The sequence below is a fragment of the Streptococcus mitis genome (genome assembly GCF_003942965.1).
In the GTDB taxonomy this organism is placed as follows: domain Bacteria; phylum Bacillota; class Bacilli; order Lactobacillales; family Streptococcaceae; genus Streptococcus; species Streptococcus mitis_BH.
This window is the reverse complement of sequence record NZ_RJOG01000007.1, coordinates 34,573-57,649: the sequence shown is the minus strand read 5'-3', so window position 1 is coordinate 57,649 and position 23,077 is coordinate 34,573. Positions and strand designations below refer to the sequence as shown.

Genomic DNA, 23,077 nt, shown 5'->3' with positions numbered 1-23,077 from the left:
TGCCCCTCTTCTTAGTTCTTATCCAGATTGCGTAGCATTTCATCAATCTTGTTTCCATACTCGATGGACTCGTCTTTGACGAAGGTCAAATCTGGGATTTTGTATAATTTCAAATTGCGACCAAGCTCACGTTTGATGGTACCAGTTGCTTTTTCAAGTCCGATTTGGGCTTTTTGATTATCTGAAGCAAGGTTACTCAAAATGGTGTAGTAAACCTTGGCAACAGACAAGTCACCTAGCATCTGAACATCTGTGATGGTCACACCTTGGACACGCGGATCACGGACTTTCTTTTGCAAAATCTCATTGACTTCACGCTTGATTTCCATGCCCACACGATCCGTACGGAAATGATTTGCCATGATATTCCTTTCTCTGCTTTGAACCAAAAGCTAGGCCAGCAGACCTAGCTATTTTTAAACTTCTTGATTTTCATTTCAAATTGAAACGAAGTTCAATTTGAAATCATCTGCTTCTTTCGCCGTGGTGAAAGTGATGGAACTGATTTATCAGTCCCATCACAGGGGATTTTTGAGACCCTAGGCTCAAAAATAAGCAATGAAACCATCGGTTTGCTTGCGTCCCTCACCACCTAAGAAAGGAGCAAAAAATCTTATCTCTTGATTTCTTCCATGACATAAGCCTCAATCACATCATCAGTCTTGATATCATTGTAGCCGTCAATCATCAATCCACCTTCACGACCGTTTGTAACTTCTTTGACGTCGTCTTTATAGTGTTTCAAGCTTGCGAGTTCGCCATCATAGATAACGACACCGTCACGAATAACACGGACTTTAGAGTCACGGGTAACCTTACCGTTGATAACCATGAATCCACCGATAGTTCCCACTTTAGATACCTTGAAGGTTTCACGAATAACTGCTTCACCAATAACTTTTTCTTCGAATTCTGGATCAAGCATCCCTTTCATGGCTTCTTCCATCTCTTCGATAACCTTGTAGATAATGCTGTGGAGACGGATTTCAACATCGTCAGCTTCTGCTTGTTGACGAGCTTGTGGTGTAGGGCGTACGTTGAAACCAACGATAAAGGCATTTGAAGCTTCCGCAAGGGTTACATCGGATTCGTTGATCGCACCGACTGCAGAGTGAACGATAGTAACTTTAACACCTTCCACGTCGATCTTTTGAAGTGAGGCAGAAAGGGCTTCAACAGAACCTTGTACGTCTGCCTTGATGATGACGTTAACAGACTTAAGTTCACCAGCTTTGAGGGTATCAAAGAGGTTTTCAAGGCTGACACGTTGGGTAGCTTGACGTTGTTTCATAAGGGCACGTTTGGCACGTTCTTCACCTGCTGCACGCGCAGATTTTTCATCTTCGTAAACAGCAAAGTGGTCACCCGCCATTGGCGCTTCGTTCAAACCTGTGATAGAAACTGGTGTTGATGGTCCAGCAACTTTAACACGACGACCAAGGTCATTGGTCATAGCACGAACACGACCGAAGGTATTTCCGACAACGATTGGGTCTTGAACATTCAAGGTACCTTGTTGAACAAGAAGGGTTGCGACCGCACCTTTTCCTTTATCCAAGCGAGCTTCGATAACTGTACCGATCGCACGCACTGTTGGGTCTGCCTTGAGTTCTTGGATTTCAGCCACAAGAAGGACTGTTTCCAACAATTCTTCGATATTTTGGTTGAATTTAGCCGAGATTTCAACAAATTCAGAATCTCCACCCCAAGCGGTTGACATAACCCCATGCTCTGCCAATTCACCGATAACGCGTTCTGGGTTAGCACCTGGTTTATCAATCTTGTTAATAGCTACGATAATTGGAACGTTAGCCGCTTTTGAGTGGTTGATGGCTTCAATTGTCTGAGGCATAACCCCGTCATCTGCCGCTACGACCAAGATCGTAATATCGGTAACAGAAGCACCACGCGCACGCATAGATGTAAAGGCCGCGTGTCCTGGTGTATCAAGGAAGGTAATCTTCTTACCATTTTCCACGATTTGGTAGGCACCGATATGCTGAGTGATACCACCCGCTTCACCTGTCGCAACACGAGAGTTACGAAGGGTATCTAGGAGTGTTGTTTTACCGTGGTCAACGTGTCCCATGATAGTTACAACTGGTGGACGCTCAACCAGTTCATCTTCATTGAGATAACCATCTTCGACAAAGAAACGTTCGATATCGGCATTATCAACTTCAACTTTTTGTTTGGCTTCGATACCATAATCCACCATGAGGAGTTCAATTGTTTCCCCATCCAAGGATTGGTTTTGTGTGGCCATTACACCCATCATGAAAAGTTTCTTAACGATTTCAGCTGGTTCACGTTTGATACGTTTTGCGATTTCCGCAACGGTCATACCATCCGTATATTCAAATTCTGTTGGCAATTCATGGAATTTACGCTCCGTAACAGGTTTTGGAGTCTGATTGCGGTTGTTCTTGTTATTGCCTTTTTTGTTCTTTTTGTTGTTATTCCAGTTACTATTCTTTTGATTTCTCACTTGATTTTGACTACTTCGATTCTTTTGTTGTTTTCTAGGACCATCTTCTTCGTGATCATAATCATCACGTTCTTTGTCTGGTCGAGCTTGTTTTTTACGACGTGTATCCACTGGCGCTTCTTTAGCTACAGGAGCTGGTTCAACCACTGCTTGAACTTGTTGCGCTTGTTCAGCTAACTTAGCCACTTCTTCAAAGATTTCCTCTGGCTCCTTGCGTTTGTTAGCTTGGGCCAAGGCTTCTTTGGCAGCCTGAGTCTGCTTGAAACGTTCCTCACTTGAACGGGCATATTCTGCATTTTGCTCTGCTTTTAGGGCTGCTGCACGGGCTTTAAAGTCAACACGTGGAGCCGCTTGATGTGGACGTTTGTCCTCTTGTTGACGGCGCTCATTTCCACGATTTTGCTGACCTTGCGGTTTCTTAGCTTGATCGTTAAAACGGCGATTGTCGCGGTTGCCTTGACCTTGTTTTCCACCATTGCGACCGTCGTTTTTCTGACGGTTTCCGTTTTGTTGCTGGTCACGGTTATTGCCCTTATTTTGCTTGCGTCGTTCTGCCTGCTCTTTAGCACGGGCTTCACGCTCAGCCTTGAAATTACGGCTTTGCGGTTTAGCTGCTACTTTTTCTGTTTTAGGAGCAACTGGCTCAGCAGGTTTTGCCTCTTCCTTAGCTACAGNTGGTTTAGCTGGTTCAGATTTCTCGGCTTTCTTTTCTGCACTTGCTTTTGGTGCTGCAGGTTTTGCTTCTGCTTTCGGAGCAGCTGCAGGCTTAAAGCTGGCAGCGATTTTTGCAGCGACAGCTTCTTCCACACTTGATGAGTGGCTTTTCACATCCAAGCCCAACTCTTTTGCACGCGCTACAACTTCTTTACTTTCTTTTCCAAGTTCTTTTGCGATTTCGTACAATCTTTTCTTAGACAAATCATGTCCTCCTCTTCTATTCCATAAGAGACCTCATTTTCTTTGTAAATCCAGCATCTGTTACAGCCAAAACCTTTCTCGATTTCCCGACTGCTATGCTTAATTCCAGTGTTGAAAACACGGTTACAATTTCTACTTGATAATAATGACTTTTATCTTGAATCTTCTTGGTCAGATTGGGTCCAGCATCATGGGCTAGAAAGACCAATTTAGCCTTGCCGTCTTGAATGGCCTTGACCACCAATTCTTCACCCGATATAATTCGCCCTGCTCGCTGAGCAAGTCCCAAGAGATTGCTTATCTTTTGCTTATTCAAGTCCTAACTCTCTTCTTTTTACTTTGTGATCCACATAAGCGATCAACTCGTCATAAAAGCTTTCTTCCACTTCCATGTCAAAGCTACGGTTAAAGACCTTCTTCTTTTTTGCCTCTAGGGCTTCTCCATTGTCTAGCTTGATATAAGCGCCACGGCCATTGGCCTTGCCTGTCGGATCGATAAAGACTTGCCCTTCTTTGTTCTTGACAATGCGGAGCAAATCACGCTTATCAATCACTTCATTGGACACAACAGACTTGCGCAAAGGGATTTTTCTCGTTTTCATCTTTCCCTCCTCTAGCAGCTTTTATTCTTCTACAGTATCGTTTTCTGCTTCCAAATCTACCGAACCAGCTTCTTCCATGGCTTCAAATTCGCTAGCAGACTTGATATCGATACGGTAACCAGTCAAGTGAGCTGCCAAGCGAACGTTTTGCCCACGACGACCGATTGCAAGAGAAAGCTTGTTATCAGGAACAACCACCAAGGCACGTTTGCTGTCGTTTTCATCAAAGATAACTTGGTCAACCTCAGCAGGGGCAATGGCATTGTAGATAAATTCAGCTGGATCTGCTACCCACTCGATAACGTCGATATTTTCTTCGATTGGTACCATACGGTCGCTCTTAGCATCATAGCGAGCTGGGTGGAATTTGCTAGTGATTTTCTTGATGTTAGCTCCACCACGTCCAACGATTGTACCGATAGCGTCCACGTTTGGATTATGGCTACGAACAGCAACCTTAGTACGGTCACCTGCTTCACGAGCCACGCTCATGATTTCAACAGTTCCATCATAAACTTCAGGAATTTCTTGCTCCATCAAACGTTTGATCATTTCTGGATGGCTACGGCTAACAAAGACGTTGACACCACGAGGGTTATCTTCAACCTTGTAAACATAAACTTCGATACGATCATGAGAAGCAAAAACTTCCCCAGGGATTTGGTCTTGTTTTGACAATTGGGCTTCAATGCTGCCAAGGTTGACATAGATAAAGCGGTTGTCAAAGCGTTCTACTGTACCAGACATGATTTCTTGCTCATGTTCTTTGTAAGTATTGTAAGTGATGGCACGTGTTTGCTTGCGCATTTTTTCCATGATGGTTTGTTTGGCAGATTGGGCTGCTACACGACCAAACTCGGCAGGTGCTTCTTCAAACTTGATTTTGTCGCCAAGCTCATAGGCTGAATTAATGGCAAGAGCATCTTTCAAGCTGATTTCCAAACGGCTATCAAATACTTCATCAACCACTTCACGGACAGTATAAACTGTAAAGTCACCTGTTTTTTCGTTAAAGTCAATAGCTACGCTGTCTGATTGACCATAGCGTCTGCGATAAGCGGAACGAAGCGACTCTACTACTGCGTCGATGATATCTTCTTTTTTGATTCCCTTGTCTTCTTCCAAAATGCGGAAGGCCTCTAGCATTTCTTTACTCATGTTTTCTTCACTTTTGAATCCTCAAAAGCTATCCTTTCTTTTTCTATAATTTAACTGCTAAACGTGCTTTTGATACTAAACTGTATGGAATTTGGACGGTTTTCTTACGCGTCTTGTCCATATATTCCATGGTCAACTCGTCCTCTTCGAAGGCCAACAAGGTTCCTTCAAAGACCTTTTGCTTATCGATGGCTTGGTATAGCCCGACATGAATGTATTTCCCAACCGCTCCAGCAACGGCATCCTTGGTTTTTAAAGGACGTTCCAAGCCTGGACTGGTGATTTCTAGGAAATATTGTTCTGGGAAGGGATCTGGCTTGATAGTGTCTAGGACAGGACTAATAATTTCTGTCAAGTCTGCCGTGTCGTTCAAGGTAATTCCTTCAGGTTTATCTACAAAAATACTGAGAATCATGTCACTGCCAATCTTTCCATACTCGATATCCACGAGTTCGAAAGGAGCTTCTATGACAGGTTCTACAACTTCTCTGACTAATTCTACGATTGTTGCGATTGCGTCCACCTCCTCATAAGCAAGAGGCGAAGATATTTCCCCGCCTCTCTTTCTCATATTCTTACTATTAGTATAGCACGTTTGCCAACTTATGTAAAGCAAAAGCACTCATACTGCCTGATTTCAGGCTAATTCTTAAAATTCTGCCTCAACTCGGTAGATAACTTGCCCCTTGTTGGAGAATTTTTGCTCATATTCAGTCATGACATTGCCTTCAAAATCACTGGCATGTAAATCAAGCCAGACACCATTGAGCTTCATGCCATACTGAGAAAAGCTCACTAGGCTGTACTCAAATAAGCCACGGTTATCCGTCTTGAAATGAATTTCTCCATTTTCAGGCAAGATACGCTTAAAGGTATCCAAGAAGGTCTTGTAGGTCAAACGACGCTTTTCATGGCGTTTTTTAGGCCATGGATCTGAAAAGTTCAGATACAAGCGATCAATCTCACCGTCTTCAAAGTAGTCAGTCAAGTCAGAACCATCTACCCACAAAAGCTTGATATTAGGTACTCCAACTTCAAGCACCTTGTCCAAAGCGTAGCTCAAAACAGACTTTTGAATATCAATCCCGATATAGTTGATGTCAGGATTTTGCTTGGCCATACCTGAAACAAAGGCACCCTTTCCACTTCCAACTTCCACATGAATGGGATTGTCATTGCCAAACAGGTCCCGCCATTTTCCCTTGGCTCCCAAGGGATTGAGGACCACATACTGGGGATTTGCCTCTAGTAATTCTGTCGCCCCTTTACGATTTCTAACTCTCATCTTCTCTTTCCATACTTGTCTCGGAAGTGACGCAGGCCATGAATCTCCCGATTGACATTTTCTAAATCTTGGTTCATATAATACTTGGAAATCTGGCTCAAATAAGACAATTGACCGTACCAATACAATTTATTTAATACCGTTTGATTGTACTTGTAACCGTAGTAGGTCAACCATTCCTTCCACTGATGTTCTGGAATATAATGGCAGAGCATATGGGCCACATCAAACATGCGGTCGGTCAAGCGAACCGAATCCCAATCTACCAAATAAATCAAGCCACTGTCTGTCTCAATCCAATTACTATGTCGTACATCTCCATGGACAATAGTCGCATGATCCTCTCTAAATCCTGGAATAGTCTGACGTAAATCAGCCATCACTTCACTGATAAAATGATTTTTACGCAAAGCATCTGGAGCCGTTTCCTGCCAAGACTGTAGTAAATCTACAGGTGTTTCCATGGCATATCCCAACCGACTCAACTGTGTCATCAACGGACGTGAGCGATGAAGACGGGTTAAAATATTGACGATTTGTTTACGATTCATATCATAGGGGGTCAATATCTTGCCTGTCAACCATTCTTGAGCACACATATCACGCCCATCTGCCAAACGGCGACTCCATAATAATTGTGGAGCAATTTGTTCTCTAGCTAGACCAGGTAGGATTGGAGAGGTGTTCATTTTTACAAAGATGCGCTTCCCATCAGGATAGCTACCCATATAAGCCTTGCCACTTTTCCCAGGTATGGGAGTCAGTGTTAGCTCATTATCACCCAAATCCATTTCTTTCCTCCGTATAAAGTTTCCTTACTATTCTACTAGTTTTTGACCTATTCGTCAACCGCTCTAACCCGATTCTCAAAGAAAAGCCTCTGGATTGGCTTGGGTATCATTATAGAAAGAAAAAGGCAAGCACCGTCTTCTGCTTACCTTTTCATGATTTTTATAAATAATATAAGAGTGGCCAAGCATTGTAAAACATGTGAACTAGGGTAGAAACCCATAGGTTTTGACTCTTTTTATAAGCAAAGCCCAGCAACAAGCCCCCGAAAAGATAATAGCAAAACGAAGGAATATCATAAGGATCATGCATGAAAGAAAAGAGAGAGGAAGTCAGTACAAGCCCTAACCAAGAATTGTCAAAAACAGCACCCTGAAGAAGTCCTCTAAACAGGAGTTCCTCCTGAATAGGAGCCAAAACTGTGGCACTGACAATAAAGGAAAGCGACAGTCCTTTACTCGCTTCCTCAAGGTGTTGAGCCGAGGCGCCAGAAGCAACTGAGAAAAAGGCATGATAGCCTATATTTACCAGCACCGTGAGAAGAAAGATTCCAATGAAGAGTAAGAGTTGTTTCTTGCTTAACATCCCAAAAGAAATCATATCAAACCATCTCGCATAGCCAAAACTAAGGAAAAGCAAGAGACTCTTTACAACAATGAATGTGTACTGGTGTTGAAAATAATCTCCTTGATTAATAGAATATCCCGCTGCACCAACGATTGCAAAGACTAAAAATCCCAAAAACAAGGCATGACATTTATTGAAAATGGCCATAAAACTATCCTCCTCAACAAACTTCCCTACAACTCATCCTTTAACTCTAGCCTTTCCAAAACAAACCATTTGAGTATCCAAAATACTATCACATAACCACCCCCTAAGAAGATAGCTATTAAAGATAGCATGGGATTTAGGAAATAAAAGACCACCACAGATACAAAGGTTAGCACAAAAACATTAAAAGCAATGGTGTCAGAAGCCAAATCTAGAATATAGGGTGTCAACCGGTCTAAAGTTTTGGAATCTAGGAAAAATAAGTGTTTATACATGATAACCTCCCCTTGTCAGACTATAGGCTAGCCGCAGATTAAGAAGAAAGTTCTTCCCTACTTTTTATAATACTTCAAGCCCCAAATGAGTAGAAGCATGATAAGCAAGCAGAGAATAGCGCCAATATAGGCAATTAATTGTTGATAGAATTCTCCTGCTGTGATACCTCTATACAAACAGATAATAGACATAAAACCTGTCAAGCCGATATACATAAGTTGATTGGTTCTAGGACTAACCAAATCATCATCTTCAAACTTTCTTATCCTCATTTCTCTAGTGAGATAAACAGTGACCAAAATAGAAGCCAAGTTAATAACCACTAAAAGAAATTGGAAAAACAAGGAAAAATTTAAAAACTGACGAGATAGAAATAGATAAGTAGAGACAAGTAAAGGCAACTGACCTAAGAACAATCTAGCAAGGAAGATGTTCCGTTTTTTAGCAAGAAAAGTTTTCATTTCTTTGCTCCTTTCTTTTTAGTTAAAGCAAGATAGATTATAACCGCAATCATATAGGCTATGGTATAAAATAGATGATACCAAATACTCTCCCTAAGCGGATAAAGAAGGATAGACATGATCAGATACAGAACGAAAATGATCAGTATTTTTTTCTTCATAAGATTTTCTCCTAAATGTATGCTTTATCTTAGTTGAGCTACAACCTTTACACTGCTAGTATAGCACTCATTTTGACCTTGGATCACTCAAATCACAAATGGTCATCAAAACATCTTGAATTGTAAAAAATTTAAAAAAGCAAGCATGAAAAACATACTTGCCCTTTACACCATATTGATACCAACTTAATTTGTAGATTTTTTATCCTGCTATCACATATCATTTTAACAGGCGAAACAATATTAAAGAAACTCCACTGTAGATTAAACTAGCGATAAAAAATCTTTTTATCTAATTAGATCTATCTTTATTCTTCTTTGGAGATTTTAAAAATTTTTCCCTAATTAAAGAAGTAATAAAAGAAACAAACATGCCAACAACAAAAACAATAAGAAAACTTTTGAAATCCATAATTACCTCCAAGTACACAAGCTCAAGCCTTTAAGCAACCATAATAGCCAATTGTAACATTGTTTTTGCATTCACGAGGAATACCTCTTTTTACTTTCGTCCTATTACAACCTTAATAAGGTTAGTATACTACTATTTTTTAAAATTTTCCATCCACATCATAAATGGTCATCAAAACATCTTGAATTGTTAAAAATAAAAAAAGCAAGCATGAAAAACATACTTGCCCTACGGGAATTTAACAATGTGAAAATACATCGAAAGCTATTTACCCTCACTTCCGTCTGTTCTCATATATTCTCATAATCGCAACAAGGATAGCAGCTGTCCCACTTGCCAAAGCGATAAGGGTAATGATAATGTTGAGGATTTCAGGCGTACTCCCTATTCTATTGATAAGACGGAGTAGGGATATAACTGTCAACTGAATCAGGAGTATTGATTCTACTCTTACCATTGAAGTAAGTCTGTTTTCAACTGCATATAAAAATGCTGGTAGCATAACACAGGCTATAGCAATCACAAATAGGTTGCTCCCTGTTTCTTCTCCCTTGTTCACCACGGAAATCATGAGAAGATTCGATGCTATAATCAACGTAGAACAGATGATAAAAAAGGATTTCTTATTCATATAGGATACCTCATATACTATGGCATTTTAATTGATGACTACATGCAGTACTTCTTCCCACAAGTCTTCTAATCATCAACTGACATCGAGTGAACCGTTAAAACCTGACGAAAGACTTGATTTTGACAGGTGGTATTTAAACTAGTATTAGGATAAGTTTCCACAAGCTTCATAACGGTATAGAGACCAACTCCTCTCTCCTCTCCTTTAGAGCTTGCTCCAAAGGAGAAAATCTCAGAAATATCGATGCCCTCTTCTTTAATGGAATTTTCAATGATAAAGGTCTCCTGTGCTCCATTTTTTAAAAAGGCAATTGAAACATGAGGTTGACTAGCCTCTACACTAGCTTCAATAGCATTGTCACAAAGGATGGACACAATGGTTAGAAAGTCAAGCAAGCTCATCCCCTCGACCTGAAGCTCCTCAGGAACTTCGACATTAAAGATAATCTTCTTATCCCTAGCTTTTAGAAATTTCCCTGCTAGAAGACTTTTGAGGGCTTTATCACGAATATTTACCAATCGACCAAGGTCATATTTATTGTCATGTAATTTCTCACTGGAATCCTTTAAGACCGAGTCGTAGACCTCTTTTATCTGCTCCATATCCTCCTCTTCAATGCCCAGACGTAAGCTGGTCAAGAGGTTGGTATAATCATGACGAAAGCTCCGTACTTCTTTGTAAAGCTCCTCTATATGCCGACTATATCGCTCCATATCTCTGTAGCGCAAGGCCTGTTCTTGGTCCAATCTCTCATGGAGTTTGTCCTTCAAATAGGTATCCAATTTCTTAATAATTCCCATAAAAAAGAGCAAGTAAAAGACTAGGATGAGATGGCGAACAGTCTTTGATTGGATATCGTATGCATATTCAAAGTAAGACAGATTTTCCATGACTAGAAAGTAGGCCCCCATTATCCAGTTAATCTTAGTCAGGGACTTTTGAAAAGCTTTATCGAGAATCTCCTTTCTCAAACTAGTAAAATCATAGTCCAACCATTTCAAAAAGACTAATACTATGAAGCAAACGAATAGCATAATCAACAAAAAGAGAGGATTTCCATCTCCATCTACAAACCCTTGCCCCAAAAATGGAAGCACAAAATAAGAAACACTTCTGTAAAAGATATCCATCAATACAATTGGAAAGAGACCATAAAAGAAGAGTAGTTTTTTAGGAAGCCCTCTTAACAATAAGAAAGATAAGCCGATGCCGTACAAAGGTTCCATAAAATATGATAAGTATTCACTCACAGCTAAAAATTGAAAAGTCGCAAAAATAGCCCCTAGGAGAAATTTAAGAAGAAAGGACTTAAAAATCCTCTCGAAAGTGATACCAATTCCATCTACCTTAAAGAACATGATAATTTCTAGCCCATTAATAACAAGTTCATACAATATCATCCAAAAAATATACATAAATTCTCCTAGCTCAATGTAAGTTATTGATAGCTTCAGACACTTCCCTGATCTTATAACGCGCTATCATACAGCTTCCACCATTGGGAAAGTAAAGAAGTTTTTCTTTCTTATCCAAACGCACCACATTGGCAGGATTAATGAGAAAAGAGCGATGACACTGCAAGAGACGGGGTTCCTGCTTGAAAACCTCCTCTAAACTCGCTGTAAATTCCAGCCTATCTGTCTTGGTATAGAGAATAACACGATGGGCTCTGGGCGATGTTTCAAGGTAATAAACCTCTTTAAAAGGATACTGGAATTGGGCAAATTTTGATTTAAAGTAAAAACAATCTTCCGCTAGACTTTTACTATCTTGACTATTGGCATAGAGGAGGGCTGTCTCGATACGAGATTCAAACTCCTCTGCTGACAAGGCCTTATCAATGTAGTCCAGAGCAGACACTTGGTAGCGAAAAGACAGGGGCATAAACTCCGAGTGAGTCGTCACAAAGACAATCAGGGCATAGGGATCTCGATCCCGAATCTTTCTAGCCACTTCCAGCCCCTTCATCTCATCATTTCGAATCTCAATATCCAAAAAGAATAGCTGATGCGCCCCCTTCTCATGCACCTCTGCCAGCAGTTGGTCTGCTTTCCCAAAGACTTCAAAAGAGCTAGGAATGATATGATGTGCTTTCAAAAGTTTCTCAATCGTCGTTTCAATCCTAGTCTGTTGGGAAAAATCATCTTCTAAAACAAATATTCTCATCTTCTTACTCTCCTTGTTTCGATTTCTTCCTAAAAAGAGAATAGCAAAAATACTCTGACACAAGCCCACCAAATCCTAAACAGGCCTTTAACGCTCCTGAAGGGTATCTTGTTCCTCAAATAAGCATGATAATCTTACCACTATTTTATCATAAAATCTTAACAGTACCATTCAGGAAATTTCAAGGACAATTAAAGATTTGATGGTGAAAAAGGAGATAAAAGTGATAAACTGACAGTATCAAAACACAGTTGCTAGAAACAAGACTAGCACCCAGATTAGAGGAGGAATTCTCATGACAGATACAGACCCTATCAAAAGAGCTCAGACTTTGATTACTGACTTAAACAAAGCCTATCAAGCATGTAAACAGGCAACCGCTGACGACGTCCGCTTTCAGGAGCAATTAAACTCTATTCTTGGTTTTCTAGCCAAGGCTGAAACAGTGGATAATCGAGTCTTGATTGAACTGGAAAAATTTTACCAGACTTCCAGTCTTCTCATGGGACTCAGCGCTCTTGATCCAGATGCTCCAACTCGTGCCGCTTGGCGGGCCTATGACCGCTTCCACTTTGACCAGGTCAAGACCAAATTGAGCCTCTACGGACCAACCATTATCCTGTAGAAAATAAAAGAAGCTGAGCTAGAGTGAACTCAACTTCTTTTTTAGTATCATATAGGCAATGTTAGTCCTGCATCTGACGTTTTACCTGATAAGGTAAGTACAAGACTAGTAAAACTAAACCAGCTCCCAGTAAGGCTAGAAGTGCTAGTTTTTCTTGGAAGGTAATCAACCCAACAACTAATTCCACAAGTAAAACAAAACTGGTCAATCCTCGGACTACCGCCTGCAAGCCTTTTTCCTTTTGCCCCTTGTCCAGTGGAAAGAGTTGGGTTAAATACTGGTAGTCAAAGGCATGATAGAGGGCCAGCAACTGGAAGAGCAAGAGGTAGTTAAAGAGAACCACCACTGCTGTCGCAATCCAAGCTTGCTCGATAAAGACCTGCGCTAGCAAGGAAAGTAGGAGCAGACGGAGACTGAGGGCAAAGAGATCTCCATTTCGCAGATAAGAACGCAGATAGAGATTTTGCCAAATCTTCCCAGGAACCTTCTGAACAGCCTTTAGGATAAAGTCCAGATAGGCACGACGCTTGACGCTGTTTGAAATTCCCTTTACCTGCGTAAAGAGGGCAAAGAAACGAAGCAAGACTTGCTTACGCTTGCTTTCTTGGGAAATGACATAGTCCCAGTTCAGTCCAGTTTCCGTGAAAAATTTGCTGGCCTTTTGACGAAAGAGGAAATATTTTCCTACTCCCAATAAAAGCACATAGACCAAAAAAACTGGCAAGCCATAACCCATTGCCAAAAATAAAAGCGCAAATAACAGCAAGAAAAGGGTCTGGACAAAGAGCCAAAAGACTAGGGAAATGCCAGTTTGACGCTTGAGATGGAGCTTGATTTCCTCTTCTCCGACCAAGAGAAAGAGCTTGTCTGGAGCCTCCATATAGGTGGCAATTCCTCCCCAAAGCAAAAGTAAAACAGAGGTAATTCCTACAAACAAAAGGATAGGCCAATGATTTTCAGGAAAATGTTGCAAGAGTTGACTGTACTGGTAGGCTAGAAAGCCCAGCAGGACAAGCAGGAACAAGACAAAGTGGTCATTGAGAACATAGCGCAAATAACCAAGACACTCCTTACGAAAAGCCTGCTTTCTCTTTAAAAACAAGTCTTTCATAACTCCTCCTCTTTGGTCAGAGCCAAGTAAATATCATTCAAACTAGCCTCAGGCATATCAAAGGCTTCGCGCAGTTGCGCCAGATTTCCCTTGGCACGCACTTCCCCCTTGTGGAGAATGACAAAGGCATCACACATCTTCTCAGCCGAATCCAGCACGTGGGTACTCATGAGAATAGACTTGCCTTTTTGCTTTTCCACTTCCAAAAGCTGAATCAAGTCTGCAATAGCCAGCGGATCGAGACCAAGGAAAGGCTCATCCACGATGAAGAGACTCGGATCCACCACAAAAGCACAGATAATCATGACCTTCTGCTTCATCCCTTTTGAAAAATGAACAGGGAACCAGTCCAATTTCTGGTCCAGACGGAACATTTTTAATAAAGGTTCTACTCGCTCAAAAGCTACCTTTTGCTCAATACTATAAGCCATAGCAACCGTTTCGATATGCTCTCTAAGGGTCAATTCCTCATACAGGCTAGGCGTCTCAGGAATGTAGCCAATCTGCTTGCGGTAGCTCGTTGCATCTTCTTGCAGGGTCAGACCATTGATATTGATAGAACCGCTATAAGGTGTCAACAGACCGATAATTTCATTAATTGTCGTTGATTTCCCAGCGCCATTAAGACCAATCAAACCAACTAACTGCCCACTTTCAACAGTAAACGACACATCTTTCAAGACAGGGACATGAACATAGCCACCTGTCAGGTTTTTAATTTCTAACATATTTTCTCCAAATCTGGTATAATGTAGCTATATTATATCAAAATTCAATACAGTAGAGGTAGATTTTATGTCAGATTGCATTTTTTGTAAAATCATTGCAGGGGAAATTCCTGCTTCAAAAGTATATGAAGATGAGCAGGTTCTTGCCTTTCTTGATATCTCTCAAGTGACACCAGGACACACCTTAGTCGTGCCAAAGGAACACTATCGCAATCTTTTGGAGATGGACGCTACTAGCGCTAGCCAACTCTTTGCCCAAGTACCAAAAGTAGCTCAAAAAGTCATGAAAGCTACCAAGGCTGCTGGTATGAATATCATTGCTAACTGTGAAGAAATCGCAGGGCAAACCGTCTTTCATACCCACGTTCACCTCGTACCTCGCTACAGTGCGGACGATGACCTCAAGATTGATTTTATCGCCCACGAACCAGACTTTGACAAACTTGCTCAAGTCGCTGAAACCATCAAAAACGCCTAAGGAGTTGCCATGAAATTATCCAATCTACTGCTATTTGCAGGAGCTGCAGCCGGAAGTTATCTGGTCACAAAAAATCGCCAAACCATCACAGATGAAGTCTTGAATACCACTGACCGCGTTCAAGCTATCAAGGATGATGTAGATATTATCCAAAACAGCCTACAAATCATTGACCAGCAAAAAGAACTCATCAAGGAATACCAAGAAGACCTGACTTACAAGTTTAAGGTCTTGGAAAAAGATATCCAGACTAGACTAGCTGTGATAAAAGAAACACAGGAAATCGAAGATAAGTAAAAAGAGCCATGAACTTTCCTTAAATCTATTTTAGGTTGTCAGGGTCAAACAAAAAAGAGGAATGAAAATGAAACAGTTTTTTAAAATTCTGGCACAGATCATCCTAATCCCTTGTGGTTGCCTTAGCCTTCTTGCGGTCCTAGCATTTCTAGTACTGTTTTTTGCCTTCAGAGCCTCACCGATTGACATTCACAAGGGAAATAACGCCCTCAAACAAATCTTTACCTCCCTTGACATGCCTCCTAAGAAAGTAAAATCAAATGGAAGATATAAATACGAGGGTGGGGGCTTAAATTTTTATGTTACTTTCTCAGATGAGGTCATCAATAGCCATCCCGTCTTAAAAGAAAGTCCAAATCTCACCAAAAACCAACTCGAAGTCTATGTCCTACAGACTGGAGATATCTCCTACTATAAAGTAGGGGATAACTTGTTCAATCATGGTTTATTGCAATTTTTAAAGAAGGAAAGTAGGAATTATTTACAAGAAATCGGAAAGAAACCAAATCCTGATTACTCAGTTCTATATTGGAAGGATCAGGAAAGTCTAAAAAAGGGAATTGCATTCTATGAAAAAGCCTTGACTTTAGTGGATATTCAGGATAACTCTGCAATCAACCATATTGATACCGTTACCATTAAGCCTGGTAAAGAAGCGGAAATCAAGCAACTCATCCAAGATATGGATGCAGCTGGCTTGCTCAAGCAAAGATCTGATAGAAAATCAGCCGATGAGTGATTGTTCCAATGCTAACATTACAAAGAATAAAGTAAAAAGAGCCCAACGGCTCTTTTTGTGTTATTCTCCTTCAAAGGCATCTTTAATATGGTCAAAGAAGCCCTTTTTCTTTGGATTGACTTTTAAATCACCTGCAGCTGCGAATTCTTTCAAGGCTGCTTTTTGGCGGTCATTCAAGCCTGTCGGTGTTACGACATTAACGGTAACATATTGGTCACCAACTGCACCACCACGAAGACTCGGAGCTCCTTTGCCACGTAGACGGAATTTCTTACCAGTCTGAGTTCCCTCTGGGATAACCAATTCAACATCACCATGAACAGTTGGGATATCTACTGTATCACCAAGAGCTGCTTGGACAAAGTTGAGGTTGAGATTGTAGAAGATAGTCGTTCCTTCACGTTCAAACTTGTCGCTGGCTTCCACAGAAACCACTACATACAAGTCACCATAAGGTCCACCGTTAAATCCAGCTTCACCTTGACCGGCTAGGCGAATTTGTTGACCTGTTTCCACACCAGCAGGGATTTTGACATGTACACTATGAGCTTGTTTTTCATGCCCTGTTCCGTGACAAGTTGTACATGGATCTTTGATTTCTTTTCCGCGACCGTGACAGACATCACAGGTCACTTGACGACGCATCATACCAAGCGGAGTCTGCGTATCAACATTAATGACACCAGCTCCATGACAGCGTCCACAAGTGACTGGACTTGTTCCTGGCTTAGCACCTGAGCCATTACATGTACTACAGCTTGCTTCACGATTGTACTTAACTTCTTTTTCAGCTCCAAAAATAGCTTCTTCAAAGGTCAAGTTCACACGATACTGGAGGTCATCCCCTTGGCGAGGAGCGTTTGGATTGCGTGAAGCACCGCCTCCGCCGAAGAAACTTGAGAAGATATCTTCAAAACCACCGAAGCCGCCTGCCCCATCGAAACCGCCGAAACCACCGGCTCCACCAAAACCACCGTTGGCTCCAGCAGCACCATATTGGTCATAGGCAGCACGTTTTTGGTCGTCACTCAAAGTCTCATAGGCTTCTTGAACTTCCTTGTACTTTTCCTCAGCACCAGGCTCCTTGTTGATATCTGGGTGATATTTTTTCGAAAGCTTACGATAAGCCTTTTTGATTTCGTCTGCCGAAGCGTTTTTTGACACCCCCAGACGATCATAAAATTCAGTATTGTTCATAATTCAAGATACAAAGGGCGTCAAACGGACACAGCCAAAATAGGAGTTTTGACGACGGACGCTTGCGTCCTAGAAAAAACTATCTTTTTGGCACAGCCCGTAGCCCGTGTTCAATTCCCTGAACACTCTTTGTTCCTTTCTATTGATATTTTGAATCAAACCTCGATTTAGTCCGGGTTCAATTCCTGTATTTCATATTGATGAGACAAACCCCAAATAAATCAGGTTTAGGCCCTTTTTATCGAAAAACAGAGGCTGGGTTGCAACCTCTGGATTTCTTCTTATACTCGCCTGATTTTCAAGCTCGGGATAAAATAGTCCACTGGACTATTTTATTTCTCCGTAAACTCTCCGTCTACGACGTCATCGCCTGCGTTTCCTGTTGCTTGTGCGCCTTCTGCTCCTGCTTGAGCTTGTTGGGCTGCTGCAGCTTGTTCGTAGAGTTTAACAGCAAGTCCTTGAGCTTTTTCGTTCAATGCTTCAAGTTTTGCTTTCATTTCGTCCAAGTTGTTGTCTTCTTGCGCTTTCTTAAGATCATCAAGGGCAGCTTGGGCAGCGTCACGTTCTGCGTCGAAGCCTTTGCCTTCAGTTTCCTTGATTGTCTTTTCAGTCGCAAAGATTGCTTGGTCAACTTCGTTACGAAGGTCAACTTCTTCTTTACGTTTCTTATCTGCTTCAGCGTTTGCTTCTGCATCTTTCATCATGCGGTCAATTTCTTCATCAGTCAAACCAGAGTTTGATTGGATAACAATTGTTTGTTCTTTTTGGGTTCCAAGGTCTTTGGCTTTAACAGACACGATACCGTTCTTGTCGATGTCAAATGTTACTTCGATTTGAGGAATTCCACGAGGTGCAGCTGGGATATCTGTCAATTGGAAACGTCCAAGAGTCTTGTTATCTGCTGCCATTGGGCGTTCACCTTGAAGAACGTGGATATCAACGGCTGGTTGGTTGTCTGCTGCTGTTGAGAAGACTTGTGATTTAGATGTTGGAATTGTTGTGTTGCGGTCGATGAGTTTTGTGAAGACACCACCCATTGTTTCGATACCAAGTGACAATGGTGTTACATCAAGAAGGACAACGTCTTTGACATCACCAGTGATAACACCACCTTGGATGGCAGCACCCATAGCAACTACTTCGTCAGGGTTTACTGATTTGTTTGGTTCTTTACCAGTTTCAGCTTTAACAGCTTCTACAACGGCTGGGATACGAGTTGAACCACCAACAAGGATAACTTCGTCGATTTCTGACAAGCTCAAACCTGCATCTGAAAGAGCTTGACGAACTGGAACTTTTGTACGTTCTACAAGGTCACGAGTCAAATCGTCAAATTTCGCACGAGTCAAAGTCATTTCCAAGTGAAGAGGTCCAGCTTCACCTGCAGTGATAAATGGCAAGCTAATTTGAGTTGAAGTCACACCAGAAAGGTCTTTCTTCGCTTTTTCAGCTGCATCTTTCAAACGTTGCATTGCCATCTTGTCAGTAGACAAGTCAATACCGTTTTCTTTCTTGAATTCTGCTACCAAGTGGTCAATGATTTTTTGGTCAAAATCATCACCACCAAGTTTGTTGTCCCCTGCAGTTGACAATACATCGAAGACACCGTCACCCAATTCAAGGATAGAGACGTCGAATGTACCACCACCAAGGTCGAATACCAAGATTTTTTCTTCTTTGTCAGTCTTGTCCAAACCGTAAGCAAGGGCTGCTGCAGTTGGTTCGTTGACGATACGTTCTACTTCAAGACCAGCGATTTTACCAGCGTCTTTTGTGGCTTGACGTTGAGCATCATTAAAGTAAGCTGGAACTGTGATAACTGCTTTAGTTACTTTTTCGCCAAGGTAGTCTTCAGCGTAACCTTTCAAGTATTGAAGAATCATAGCTGAGATTTCTTGTGGAGTGTATTCTTTGCCGTTTGCAGAAACTTTTTCAGAAGTTCCCATCTTAGATTTGATAGAGATAACTGTATCTGGGTTTGTAACTGCTTGACGTTTTGCAGCATCACCAACGATGATTTCGCCGTTTTTGAATGAGACTACAGATGGAGTTGTGCGGTTTCCTTCTGGGTTTGCGATGATTTTGCTTTCAGTTCCTTCAAGAACTGCAACTGCTGAGTTTGTTGTACCTAAGTCAATACCGATAATTTTAGACATGTGTTTTTCTCCTTGTTAGTTAATTTTCTATTTTTTATATTTCCCTTAAGTGGTGGGGACGTGAGCAACTCCCTTCGGGATTTCATCACTTATTTTTGAGCCTATTGTCTCAAAAATCCCCTGTTTCAGTAGCAGAAGCTACTGAAACTTTCACCACGGCGGGAAATATCTTCCTTGCAAGCCTCCGGCTTGCTTTTTATCTTTCTTTCATAGTTTAGTGTCGTTTCGGACAAGTTTTCTATTATGTAAATTACGACACGAGGAGTCGAAATCGATTTTATTTCGACAACGAGTTAGTAAGGAGGCTAGGCAAACGCCATAGCGATTGCCGTTTTCTGACGAGTTGCTTTAGCTACCGTCAGAATTGCCTAGTTGTAAACCACTACCATTGCTGGGCGTAGGATGCGGTCATGGAGTTTGTACCCTTTTTGGAAGACTTGGGCGATGGTATCTGCTGGGTGTTCATCGTCTGCTGGAAGAGTTTGGATGGCCATATGGTAGTTATGGTCAAATTCACCGTCAGCTGCGATTTCTTCGATTCCTTCTTCTTTCAAAGCGTGAATCAAGCTTTCTTGCACCATTTCCAAGCCCTTCTTCACATCATCTGTCAAACCTTCAACTGCGAGTGCACGCTCAAGGTTATCCAAAGAAGGGAGAATCGCTTTTGCCAAGTCCTGGCTACGATAACGTTGCAAGTTTTGACGCTCTTCATTGGCACGGCGTTGGATATTTTGCATTTCTGCATGAGCGCGAAGGTATTTATTTTCGAACTCATCTGCACGTTCATTTGCCAAGTCCAACTCAGACTTCTCAGGAGTTGTTTCTTCTACCGTTTCCACAACTTCCTCTTCTTGGACTTCTTCTACTTCTTCATTTTTTATATCTTGGGCCATTTTCGCCTCCTTTAATGATTTCAATCTTAATGTACTTCGTAATGATTACTGCTGAGGTAGCGGTAAAAATCTGTCAACTTCATGGTCAAAACACGGTTGACTACGTTGACTTGGTTGATTAGCTGTTGGTAATCCAGATTGACTGGACCGATAATAGCTAGAATTCCAACTCCCCGATAAGGAATGAGGAACTTGCTACTAATCACCGCTAGGTCAGCTAGACAGGACTCTTGACTGTCTGCAACACGAACGTTTTGCATCTGATCTTCACGCAGACCCTCACGAATCTCCAGAGCCACCTTTTGCGGTTGGTCAAAGAACTGATAAGCTGCCAGATTGGCAAAATTCAAGAGATTAACCTTGCCCGCCACCACAATGTTTTCGTTGAACATTTCCTTAAAGATATGTTCAAAGAGATCAATCACATTATCCGTTGTTGTAAAGTAACGCTGGATAATCTGCGGAATCTCCGTCCGAATCTTGTAGTGAATATCTAGAACAGTGTAGCCGAGGAAACGTTCCTGAATGATGCTCTTCAGTTTCAGCAAATCCTCCTGCAAAAAGTTCCTTGGAATCAGAAACTGACTGGTAACCGTTCGAGACTCATCTAGGGTGAATACTGCCAAGGCTGTATGTTGCCCCAAAACAACGATATCAAAGGCTGTCAAACGTTGCCTGCTGGGCTCAACATCCAGTGCCACTACCGTACAGCCACTCAAGTCTGTCAGTAGATTAGCAGCCTCTTGCAGAATATCCTCCAATTTGAAGAATTCCTGATCAAAGGCTTTGACAATCTCATAAACCTCATTTTCAGCCAGTCGGTCAAAATCCAGTGAGTGTTTCACATAGTACTGAAAACCAGCAACACTTGGCATCCGACCACTTGAAGTATGAGCCTTTTCAAGCAAACCTTGCTTTTCTAGAGCCGCCATGTCATTACGAATGGTAGCACTGCTAGAGTTAATAGACTCTTGCAGGGCTTTGGATCCGACAGGTTCGTGCGTTTTGGTAAAGATGTCAATAATCAGATTTAAAATATCCTGCTGACGCTCTGTAACCATCTCATCACTCCTCTCTGTCTGATCAATTAGCACTCGATGCGCTCAAGTGCTAACTCATGATTCTATTATACACCCTTAGAAGAGAATGTCAAGATAAAAACTCAAAAAATTAGCACTCTTTTGTCAAGAGTGCTAAAAATCAGTCTGAAGACCTAGAACCTTACTGTTCATCTACTTGGTATTTCCTTTTAAGTCTGAAAAAACCAAGGATTAGATAAGAAATCAGAAAAGCATACAAAAGAAAAATAATAAAGAAAGACATAGAAAGCTCTTCTTTAAATAAACTCATACAAACAACAAGACCACCCGAGAAAGTAGCTGTACAGGAACGAAGTCTAGACCGCATAACTTCCCACCTGAGATTATTACTCATATAAACTTGATCCTCTGAAAGTATATCAGAAGCTGGTTTACGAAGAACTGAACAAAAACCTCTTTCTATCAATTCCCAACCTCTATTTCTAAAATCTTGCAATTCATGCTGATACTTTTTAAGAAATCTAGAATCATAGATACGGTAGATGACATCGTCTGGTTGACATTGGTCAAAATAGAACAAACCAAAACGACTCGTTCTATACCTCCAACCTTTTAAGTGCATCTCATGTAAATATTCTTCTTTCTTGTCCAAATCAAGAATAGTGAAAATCCGAAATTGCTTTTTATTTATCATGACTTCCCCTCCAATTTTGAGCATACCTACCCTATCATAAATCTGATAATTCCTTCTTTTTATGCCATAACTTCCAGCTAATGTATACAACCATTAACAAAAGGATTAAAGACAAGAAAATATCTAGCCCGACCGCAAGTAAACTCCATAGACCATACGCATTACTTCTATTGAGCAATTTAAGTAAGAATGGTATATGTATGGCTAGCAAAAGTAAAACAGGTACTAATCGCAGTCTTAAAATGCGGTTAACCATAGCTAACTTCCCAGCAGCGTCATTATAGATTTCAAATTCTACATTCGATTCAATTTCAGAATGTGCTTTTCTAAAATAGGAAAAACTATTAAAGTCTGTAATATGCTCCCAGCCACAGTCTTTAAAGAGTTGTAAATAGGAGGTTCTCTCTGATTTTTCCATTGGGTAAAAATCCAACTGATAAGACACTTGCTCAGGCTGACATTTTTCAAAGGTATACTTAACTGCAAACAATAAGATAGAATAGCTTACTTTCCTAAGTTTCCAGCCCTTAGCATGCATTTCTCTAAAGTATAGAGCCTCTCTCTCATAATCCGCAATTGTAAAAATTCGATAAACAATTTTCTCTTCCATCATCCTTCCTCCCGACTGTTTCTATATAGCCGTTCAATACGCTTCAATTCAATATCTAAGACTTTTCGTCCCAAGTCTGTTATCTGATAGATTTTCCGTTTTTCCTCTTCGTGGACAAAGAAAATCAAACCATCCTTTTCCATTTTTGACAAGGTTCCATACATAGTTCCAGGACTAATCGAAACTTGTGAATCTGTCATCTCCTTGACCTTTTGCGTAATACTATAACCATGACGCTCCTTTTGCAAACAGAACAAGATATAAAAACCCGTTTCCGTCATCGGAAGATAGACCCGACGAACCTTATCCGTTAATTCCATTTATAAGCACCTCCTATTCAGTTCGATATATCGCACTTCGTTATATAAAATATATCACACCTCGA

General features: G+C 41.2%; 28 protein-coding genes. 4 read left to right on the top strand and 24 right to left on the bottom strand.

The window, feature by feature from the left end:
• Window positions 1–11: 11 nt before the first annotated feature.
• From rbfA to D8837_RS03390, 15 genes are all read right to left on the bottom strand, one after another.
• The gene (gene rbfA, locus D8837_RS03465) at window positions 12–362 is read right to left on the bottom strand and encodes a 30S ribosome-binding factor RbfA (protein WP_001273601.1); all 351 of its coding nucleotides are present in this window, start codon (window positions 360–362) and stop codon (window positions 12–14) included.
• 251 nt (window positions 363–613) lie between these two features.
• Complete coding sequence (gene infB / locus D8837_RS03460) at window positions 614–3,406, bottom strand: translation initiation factor IF-2 (protein WP_125456202.1); 2,793 nt, start codon at window positions 3,404–3,406, stop codon at window positions 614–616.
• Between the two features lie 16 nt (window positions 3,407–3,422).
• Window positions 3,423–3,722: a YlxQ-related RNA-binding protein gene (locus D8837_RS03455; RefSeq protein ID WP_001041390.1), complete on the bottom strand. Its 300-nt coding sequence runs from the start codon at window positions 3,720–3,722 to the stop codon at window positions 3,423–3,425.
• A complete protein-coding gene (rnpM, locus tag D8837_RS03450) occupies window positions 3,715–4,008 on the bottom strand; it encodes an RNase P modulator RnpM (protein WP_125456201.1) in 294 nt (97 codons plus the stop codon). Before rnpM ends, D8837_RS03455 begins: the two co-directional genes overlap by 8 nt.
• A 21-nt stretch (window positions 4,009–4,029) precedes the next feature.
• A complete protein-coding gene (gene nusA / locus D8837_RS03445) occupies window positions 4,030–5,166 on the bottom strand; it encodes a transcription termination factor NusA (RefSeq protein ID WP_000032285.1) in 1,137 nt (378 codons plus the stop codon).
• 43 nt (window positions 5,167–5,209) lie between these two features.
• Window positions 5,210–5,689: a ribosome maturation factor RimP gene (rimP, locus tag D8837_RS03440; RefSeq protein ID WP_001808691.1), complete on the bottom strand. Its 480-nt coding sequence runs from the start codon at window positions 5,687–5,689 to the stop codon at window positions 5,210–5,212.
• A 126-nt stretch (window positions 5,690–5,815) separates the two neighbouring features.
• The gene (gene trmB / locus D8837_RS03435; protein WP_001266106.1) at window positions 5,816–6,451 is read right to left on the bottom strand and encodes a tRNA (guanosine(46)-N7)-methyltransferase TrmB; all 636 of its coding nucleotides are present in this window, start codon (window positions 6,449–6,451) and stop codon (window positions 5,816–5,818) included.
• Window positions 6,448–7,242: a cell cycle regulator CcrZ gene (gene ccrZ / locus D8837_RS03430; RefSeq protein ID WP_000362999.1), complete on the bottom strand. Its 795-nt coding sequence runs from the start codon at window positions 7,240–7,242 to the stop codon at window positions 6,448–6,450. Before ccrZ ends, trmB begins: the two co-directional genes overlap by 4 nt.
• 160 nt (window positions 7,243–7,402) lie before the next feature.
• Window positions 7,403–8,014, bottom strand: coding sequence for a CPBP family intramembrane glutamic endopeptidase (locus tag D8837_RS03425; RefSeq protein WP_125456200.1), 612 nt, complete (start codon window positions 8,012–8,014; stop codon window positions 7,403–7,405).
• A 26-nt stretch (window positions 8,015–8,040) separates the two neighbouring features.
• Window positions 8,041–8,289 carry an immunity protein BlpZ gene (blpZ, locus tag D8837_RS03420; protein WP_125456199.1) on the bottom strand — a complete coding sequence of 83 codons (249 nt, stop codon included), beginning with the start codon at window positions 8,287–8,289 and terminating at the stop codon, window positions 8,041–8,043.
• A 57-nt stretch (window positions 8,290–8,346) separates the two neighbouring features.
• Window positions 8,347–8,751 carry an immunity protein gene (locus D8837_RS03415; RefSeq protein WP_125456198.1) on the bottom strand — a complete coding sequence of 135 codons (405 nt, stop codon included), beginning with the start codon at window positions 8,749–8,751 and terminating at the stop codon, window positions 8,347–8,349.
• 453 nt (window positions 8,752–9,204) lie between these two features.
• Entirely contained in the window at window positions 9,205–9,324 is a 120-nt protein-coding gene (locus D8837_RS09700) for a PncF family bacteriocin immunity protein (RefSeq protein ID WP_004269601.1), read from the bottom strand.
• Window positions 9,325–9,598: 274 nt separating this feature from the next.
• Complete coding sequence (locus D8837_RS09695) at window positions 9,599–9,781, bottom strand: hypothetical protein (RefSeq protein WP_247930543.1); 183 nt, start codon at window positions 9,779–9,781, stop codon at window positions 9,599–9,601.
• Window positions 9,782–10,023: 242 nt separating this feature from the next.
• Window positions 10,024–11,373, bottom strand: a complete 1,350-nt coding sequence (locus D8837_RS03395) for a sensor histidine kinase (protein WP_125456197.1) — start codon at window positions 11,371–11,373, stop codon at window positions 10,024–10,026.
• Window positions 11,374–11,386: 13 nt separating this feature from the next.
• Complete coding sequence (locus tag D8837_RS03390) at window positions 11,387–12,124, bottom strand: response regulator transcription factor (RefSeq protein ID WP_125456196.1); 738 nt, start codon at window positions 12,122–12,124, stop codon at window positions 11,387–11,389.
• A 295-nt stretch (window positions 12,125–12,419) separates the two neighbouring features.
• Between D8837_RS03390 and D8837_RS03385 the strand changes: the two genes are divergently transcribed.
• Window positions 12,420–12,749: a hypothetical protein gene (locus tag D8837_RS03385; RefSeq protein ID WP_004261043.1), complete on the top strand. Its 330-nt coding sequence runs from the start codon at window positions 12,420–12,422 to the stop codon at window positions 12,747–12,749.
• 61 nt (window positions 12,750–12,810) lie between these two features.
• Here D8837_RS03385 and D8837_RS03380 read toward each other — a convergent pair whose 3' ends face one another.
• Together D8837_RS03380 and D8837_RS03375 are read right to left on the bottom strand one after the other, a co-directional pair.
• On the bottom strand, window positions 12,811–13,860 hold the full coding sequence (locus D8837_RS03380; RefSeq protein ID WP_125456195.1) for an ABC transporter permease: 1,050 nt from the start codon (window positions 13,858–13,860) through the stop codon (window positions 12,811–12,813).
• On the bottom strand, window positions 13,857–14,588 hold the full coding sequence (locus D8837_RS03375; RefSeq protein ID WP_084923465.1) for an ABC transporter ATP-binding protein: 732 nt from the start codon (window positions 14,586–14,588) through the stop codon (window positions 13,857–13,859). The genes D8837_RS03380 and D8837_RS03375 overlap by 4 nt, the downstream gene beginning before the upstream one ends.
• Before the next feature lie 67 nt (window positions 14,589–14,655).
• Here D8837_RS03375 and D8837_RS03370 point away from each other — a divergent pair, with 67 nt between their 5' ends.
• From D8837_RS03370 to D8837_RS03360, 3 genes are all read left to right on the top strand, one after another.
• Window positions 14,656–15,066 carry an HIT family protein gene (locus tag D8837_RS03370; protein WP_001278317.1) on the top strand — a complete coding sequence of 137 codons (411 nt, stop codon included), beginning with the start codon at window positions 14,656–14,658 and terminating at the stop codon, window positions 15,064–15,066.
• Between the two features lie 9 nt (window positions 15,067–15,075).
• Window positions 15,076–15,363 (top strand): hypothetical protein, encoded by a 288-nt coding sequence (locus D8837_RS03365; RefSeq protein WP_000777754.1) that lies wholly within the window; start codon window positions 15,076–15,078, stop codon window positions 15,361–15,363.
• 61 nt (window positions 15,364–15,424) lie between these two features.
• A complete protein-coding gene (locus tag D8837_RS03360; RefSeq protein WP_080977203.1) occupies window positions 15,425–16,102 on the top strand; it encodes a hypothetical protein in 678 nt (225 codons plus the stop codon).
• A 60-nt stretch (window positions 16,103–16,162) separates the two neighbouring features.
• On the opposite strand, the gene dnaJ is transcribed toward D8837_RS03360, so the two are convergent.
• From dnaJ to D8837_RS03325, 7 genes are all read right to left on the bottom strand, one after another.
• Window positions 16,163–17,299, bottom strand: coding sequence for a molecular chaperone DnaJ (dnaJ, locus tag D8837_RS03355; protein ID WP_001066308.1), 1,137 nt, complete (start codon window positions 17,297–17,299; stop codon window positions 16,163–16,165).
• A 332-nt stretch (window positions 17,300–17,631) separates the two neighbouring features.
• Window positions 17,632–19,455: a molecular chaperone DnaK gene (gene dnaK / locus D8837_RS03350; RefSeq protein ID WP_000034667.1), complete on the bottom strand. Its 1,824-nt coding sequence runs from the start codon at window positions 19,453–19,455 to the stop codon at window positions 17,632–17,634.
• A 368-nt stretch (window positions 19,456–19,823) separates the two neighbouring features.
• The gene (gene grpE / locus D8837_RS03345) at window positions 19,824–20,348 is read right to left on the bottom strand and encodes a nucleotide exchange factor GrpE (RefSeq protein WP_000046038.1); all 525 of its coding nucleotides are present in this window, start codon (window positions 20,346–20,348) and stop codon (window positions 19,824–19,826) included.
• A 26-nt stretch (window positions 20,349–20,374) separates the two neighbouring features.
• The gene (gene hrcA / locus D8837_RS03340) at window positions 20,375–21,409 is read right to left on the bottom strand and encodes a heat-inducible transcriptional repressor HrcA (RefSeq protein WP_057487506.1); all 1,035 of its coding nucleotides are present in this window, start codon (window positions 21,407–21,409) and stop codon (window positions 20,375–20,377) included.
• A 160-nt stretch (window positions 21,410–21,569) separates the two neighbouring features.
• Window positions 21,570–22,082: a DUF2812 domain-containing protein gene (locus D8837_RS03335; protein WP_125456194.1), complete on the bottom strand. Its 513-nt coding sequence runs from the start codon at window positions 22,080–22,082 to the stop codon at window positions 21,570–21,572.
• 34 nt (window positions 22,083–22,116) lie between these two features.
• A complete protein-coding gene (locus tag D8837_RS03330; RefSeq protein WP_125456214.1) occupies window positions 22,117–22,692 on the bottom strand; it encodes a DUF2812 domain-containing protein in 576 nt (191 codons plus the stop codon).
• A complete protein-coding gene (locus D8837_RS03325) occupies window positions 22,692–23,012 on the bottom strand; it encodes a PadR family transcriptional regulator (RefSeq protein WP_125456193.1) in 321 nt (106 codons plus the stop codon). The genes D8837_RS03330 and D8837_RS03325 overlap by 1 nt, the downstream gene beginning before the upstream one ends.
• Window positions 23,013–23,077: the final 65 nt, after the last annotated feature.

Coding starts and splice junctions, on each gene's coding strand:
- D8837_RS03370 (WP_001278317.1), top strand. CDS start 14,656: ATGTCAGATTGCATTTTTTGTAAAATCATTGCAGGGGAAATTCCTGCT.
- dnaK (WP_000034667.1), bottom strand. CDS start 19,455: ATGTCTAAAATTATCGGTATTGACTTAGGTACAACAAACTCAGCAGTT.
- D8837_RS09695 (WP_247930543.1), bottom strand. CDS start 9,781: ATGGTAAGAGTAGAATCAATACTCCTGATTCAGTTGACAGTTATATCC.
- D8837_RS03330 (WP_125456214.1), bottom strand. CDS start 22,692: ATGGAAGAGAAAATTGTTTATCGAATTTTTACAATTGCGGATTATGAG.
- blpZ (WP_125456199.1), bottom strand. CDS start 8,289: ATGTATAAACACTTATTTTTCCTAGATTCCAAAACTTTAGACCGGTTG.
- D8837_RS03380 (WP_125456195.1), bottom strand. CDS start 13,860: ATGAAAGACTTGTTTTTAAAGAGAAAGCAGGCTTTTCGTAAGGAGTGT.
- nusA (WP_000032285.1), bottom strand. CDS start 5,166: ATGAGTAAAGAAATGCTAGAGGCCTTCCGCATTTTGGAAGAAGACAAG.
- D8837_RS03365 (WP_000777754.1), top strand. CDS start 15,076: ATGAAATTATCCAATCTACTGCTATTTGCAGGAGCTGCAGCCGGAAGT.
- D8837_RS03375 (WP_084923465.1), bottom strand. CDS start 14,588: ATGTTAGAAATTAAAAACCTGACAGGTGGCTATGTTCATGTCCCTGTC.
- D8837_RS03425 (WP_125456200.1), bottom strand. CDS start 8,014: ATGGCCATTTTCAATAAATGTCATGCCTTGTTTTTGGGATTTTTAGTC.
- grpE (WP_000046038.1), bottom strand. CDS start 20,348: ATGGCCCAAGATATAAAAAATGAAGAAGTAGAAGAAGTCCAAGAAGAG.
- rnpM (WP_125456201.1), bottom strand. CDS start 4,008: ATGAAAACGAGAAAAATCCCTTTGCGCAAGTCTGTTGTGTCCAATGAA.
- trmB (WP_001266106.1), bottom strand. CDS start 6,451: ATGAGAGTTAGAAATCGTAAAGGGGCGACAGAATTACTAGAGGCAAAT.
- D8837_RS03415 (WP_125456198.1), bottom strand. CDS start 8,751: ATGAAAACTTTTCTTGCTAAAAAACGGAACATCTTCCTTGCTAGATTG.
- D8837_RS03395 (WP_125456197.1), bottom strand. CDS start 11,373: ATGTATATTTTTTGGATGATATTGTATGAACTTGTTATTAATGGGCTA.
- D8837_RS03335 (WP_125456194.1), bottom strand. CDS start 22,082: ATGATAAATAAAAAGCAATTTCGGATTTTCACTATTCTTGATTTGGAC.
- D8837_RS09700 (WP_004269601.1), bottom strand. CDS start 9,324: ATGGATTTCAAAAGTTTTCTTATTGTTTTTGTTGTTGGCATGTTTGTT.
- ccrZ (WP_000362999.1), bottom strand. CDS start 7,242: ATGGATTTGGGTGATAATGAGCTAACACTGACTCCCATACCTGGGAAA.
- dnaJ (WP_001066308.1), bottom strand. CDS start 17,299: ATGAACAATACTGAATTTTATGATCGTCTGGGGGTGTCAAAAAACGCT.
- D8837_RS03325 (WP_125456193.1), bottom strand. CDS start 23,012: ATGGAATTAACGGATAAGGTTCGTCGGGTCTATCTTCCGATGACGGAA.
- D8837_RS03390 (WP_125456196.1), bottom strand. CDS start 12,124: ATGAGAATATTTGTTTTAGAAGATGATTTTTCCCAACAGACTAGGATT.
- D8837_RS03385 (WP_004261043.1), top strand. CDS start 12,420: ATGACAGATACAGACCCTATCAAAAGAGCTCAGACTTTGATTACTGAC.
- hrcA (WP_057487506.1), bottom strand. CDS start 21,409: ATGGTTACAGAGCGTCAGCAGGATATTTTAAATCTGATTATTGACATC.
- rbfA (WP_001273601.1), bottom strand. CDS start 362: ATGGCAAATCATTTCCGTACGGATCGTGTGGGCATGGAAATCAAGCGT.
- D8837_RS03360 (WP_080977203.1), top strand. CDS start 15,425: ATGAAAATGAAACAGTTTTTTAAAATTCTGGCACAGATCATCCTAATC.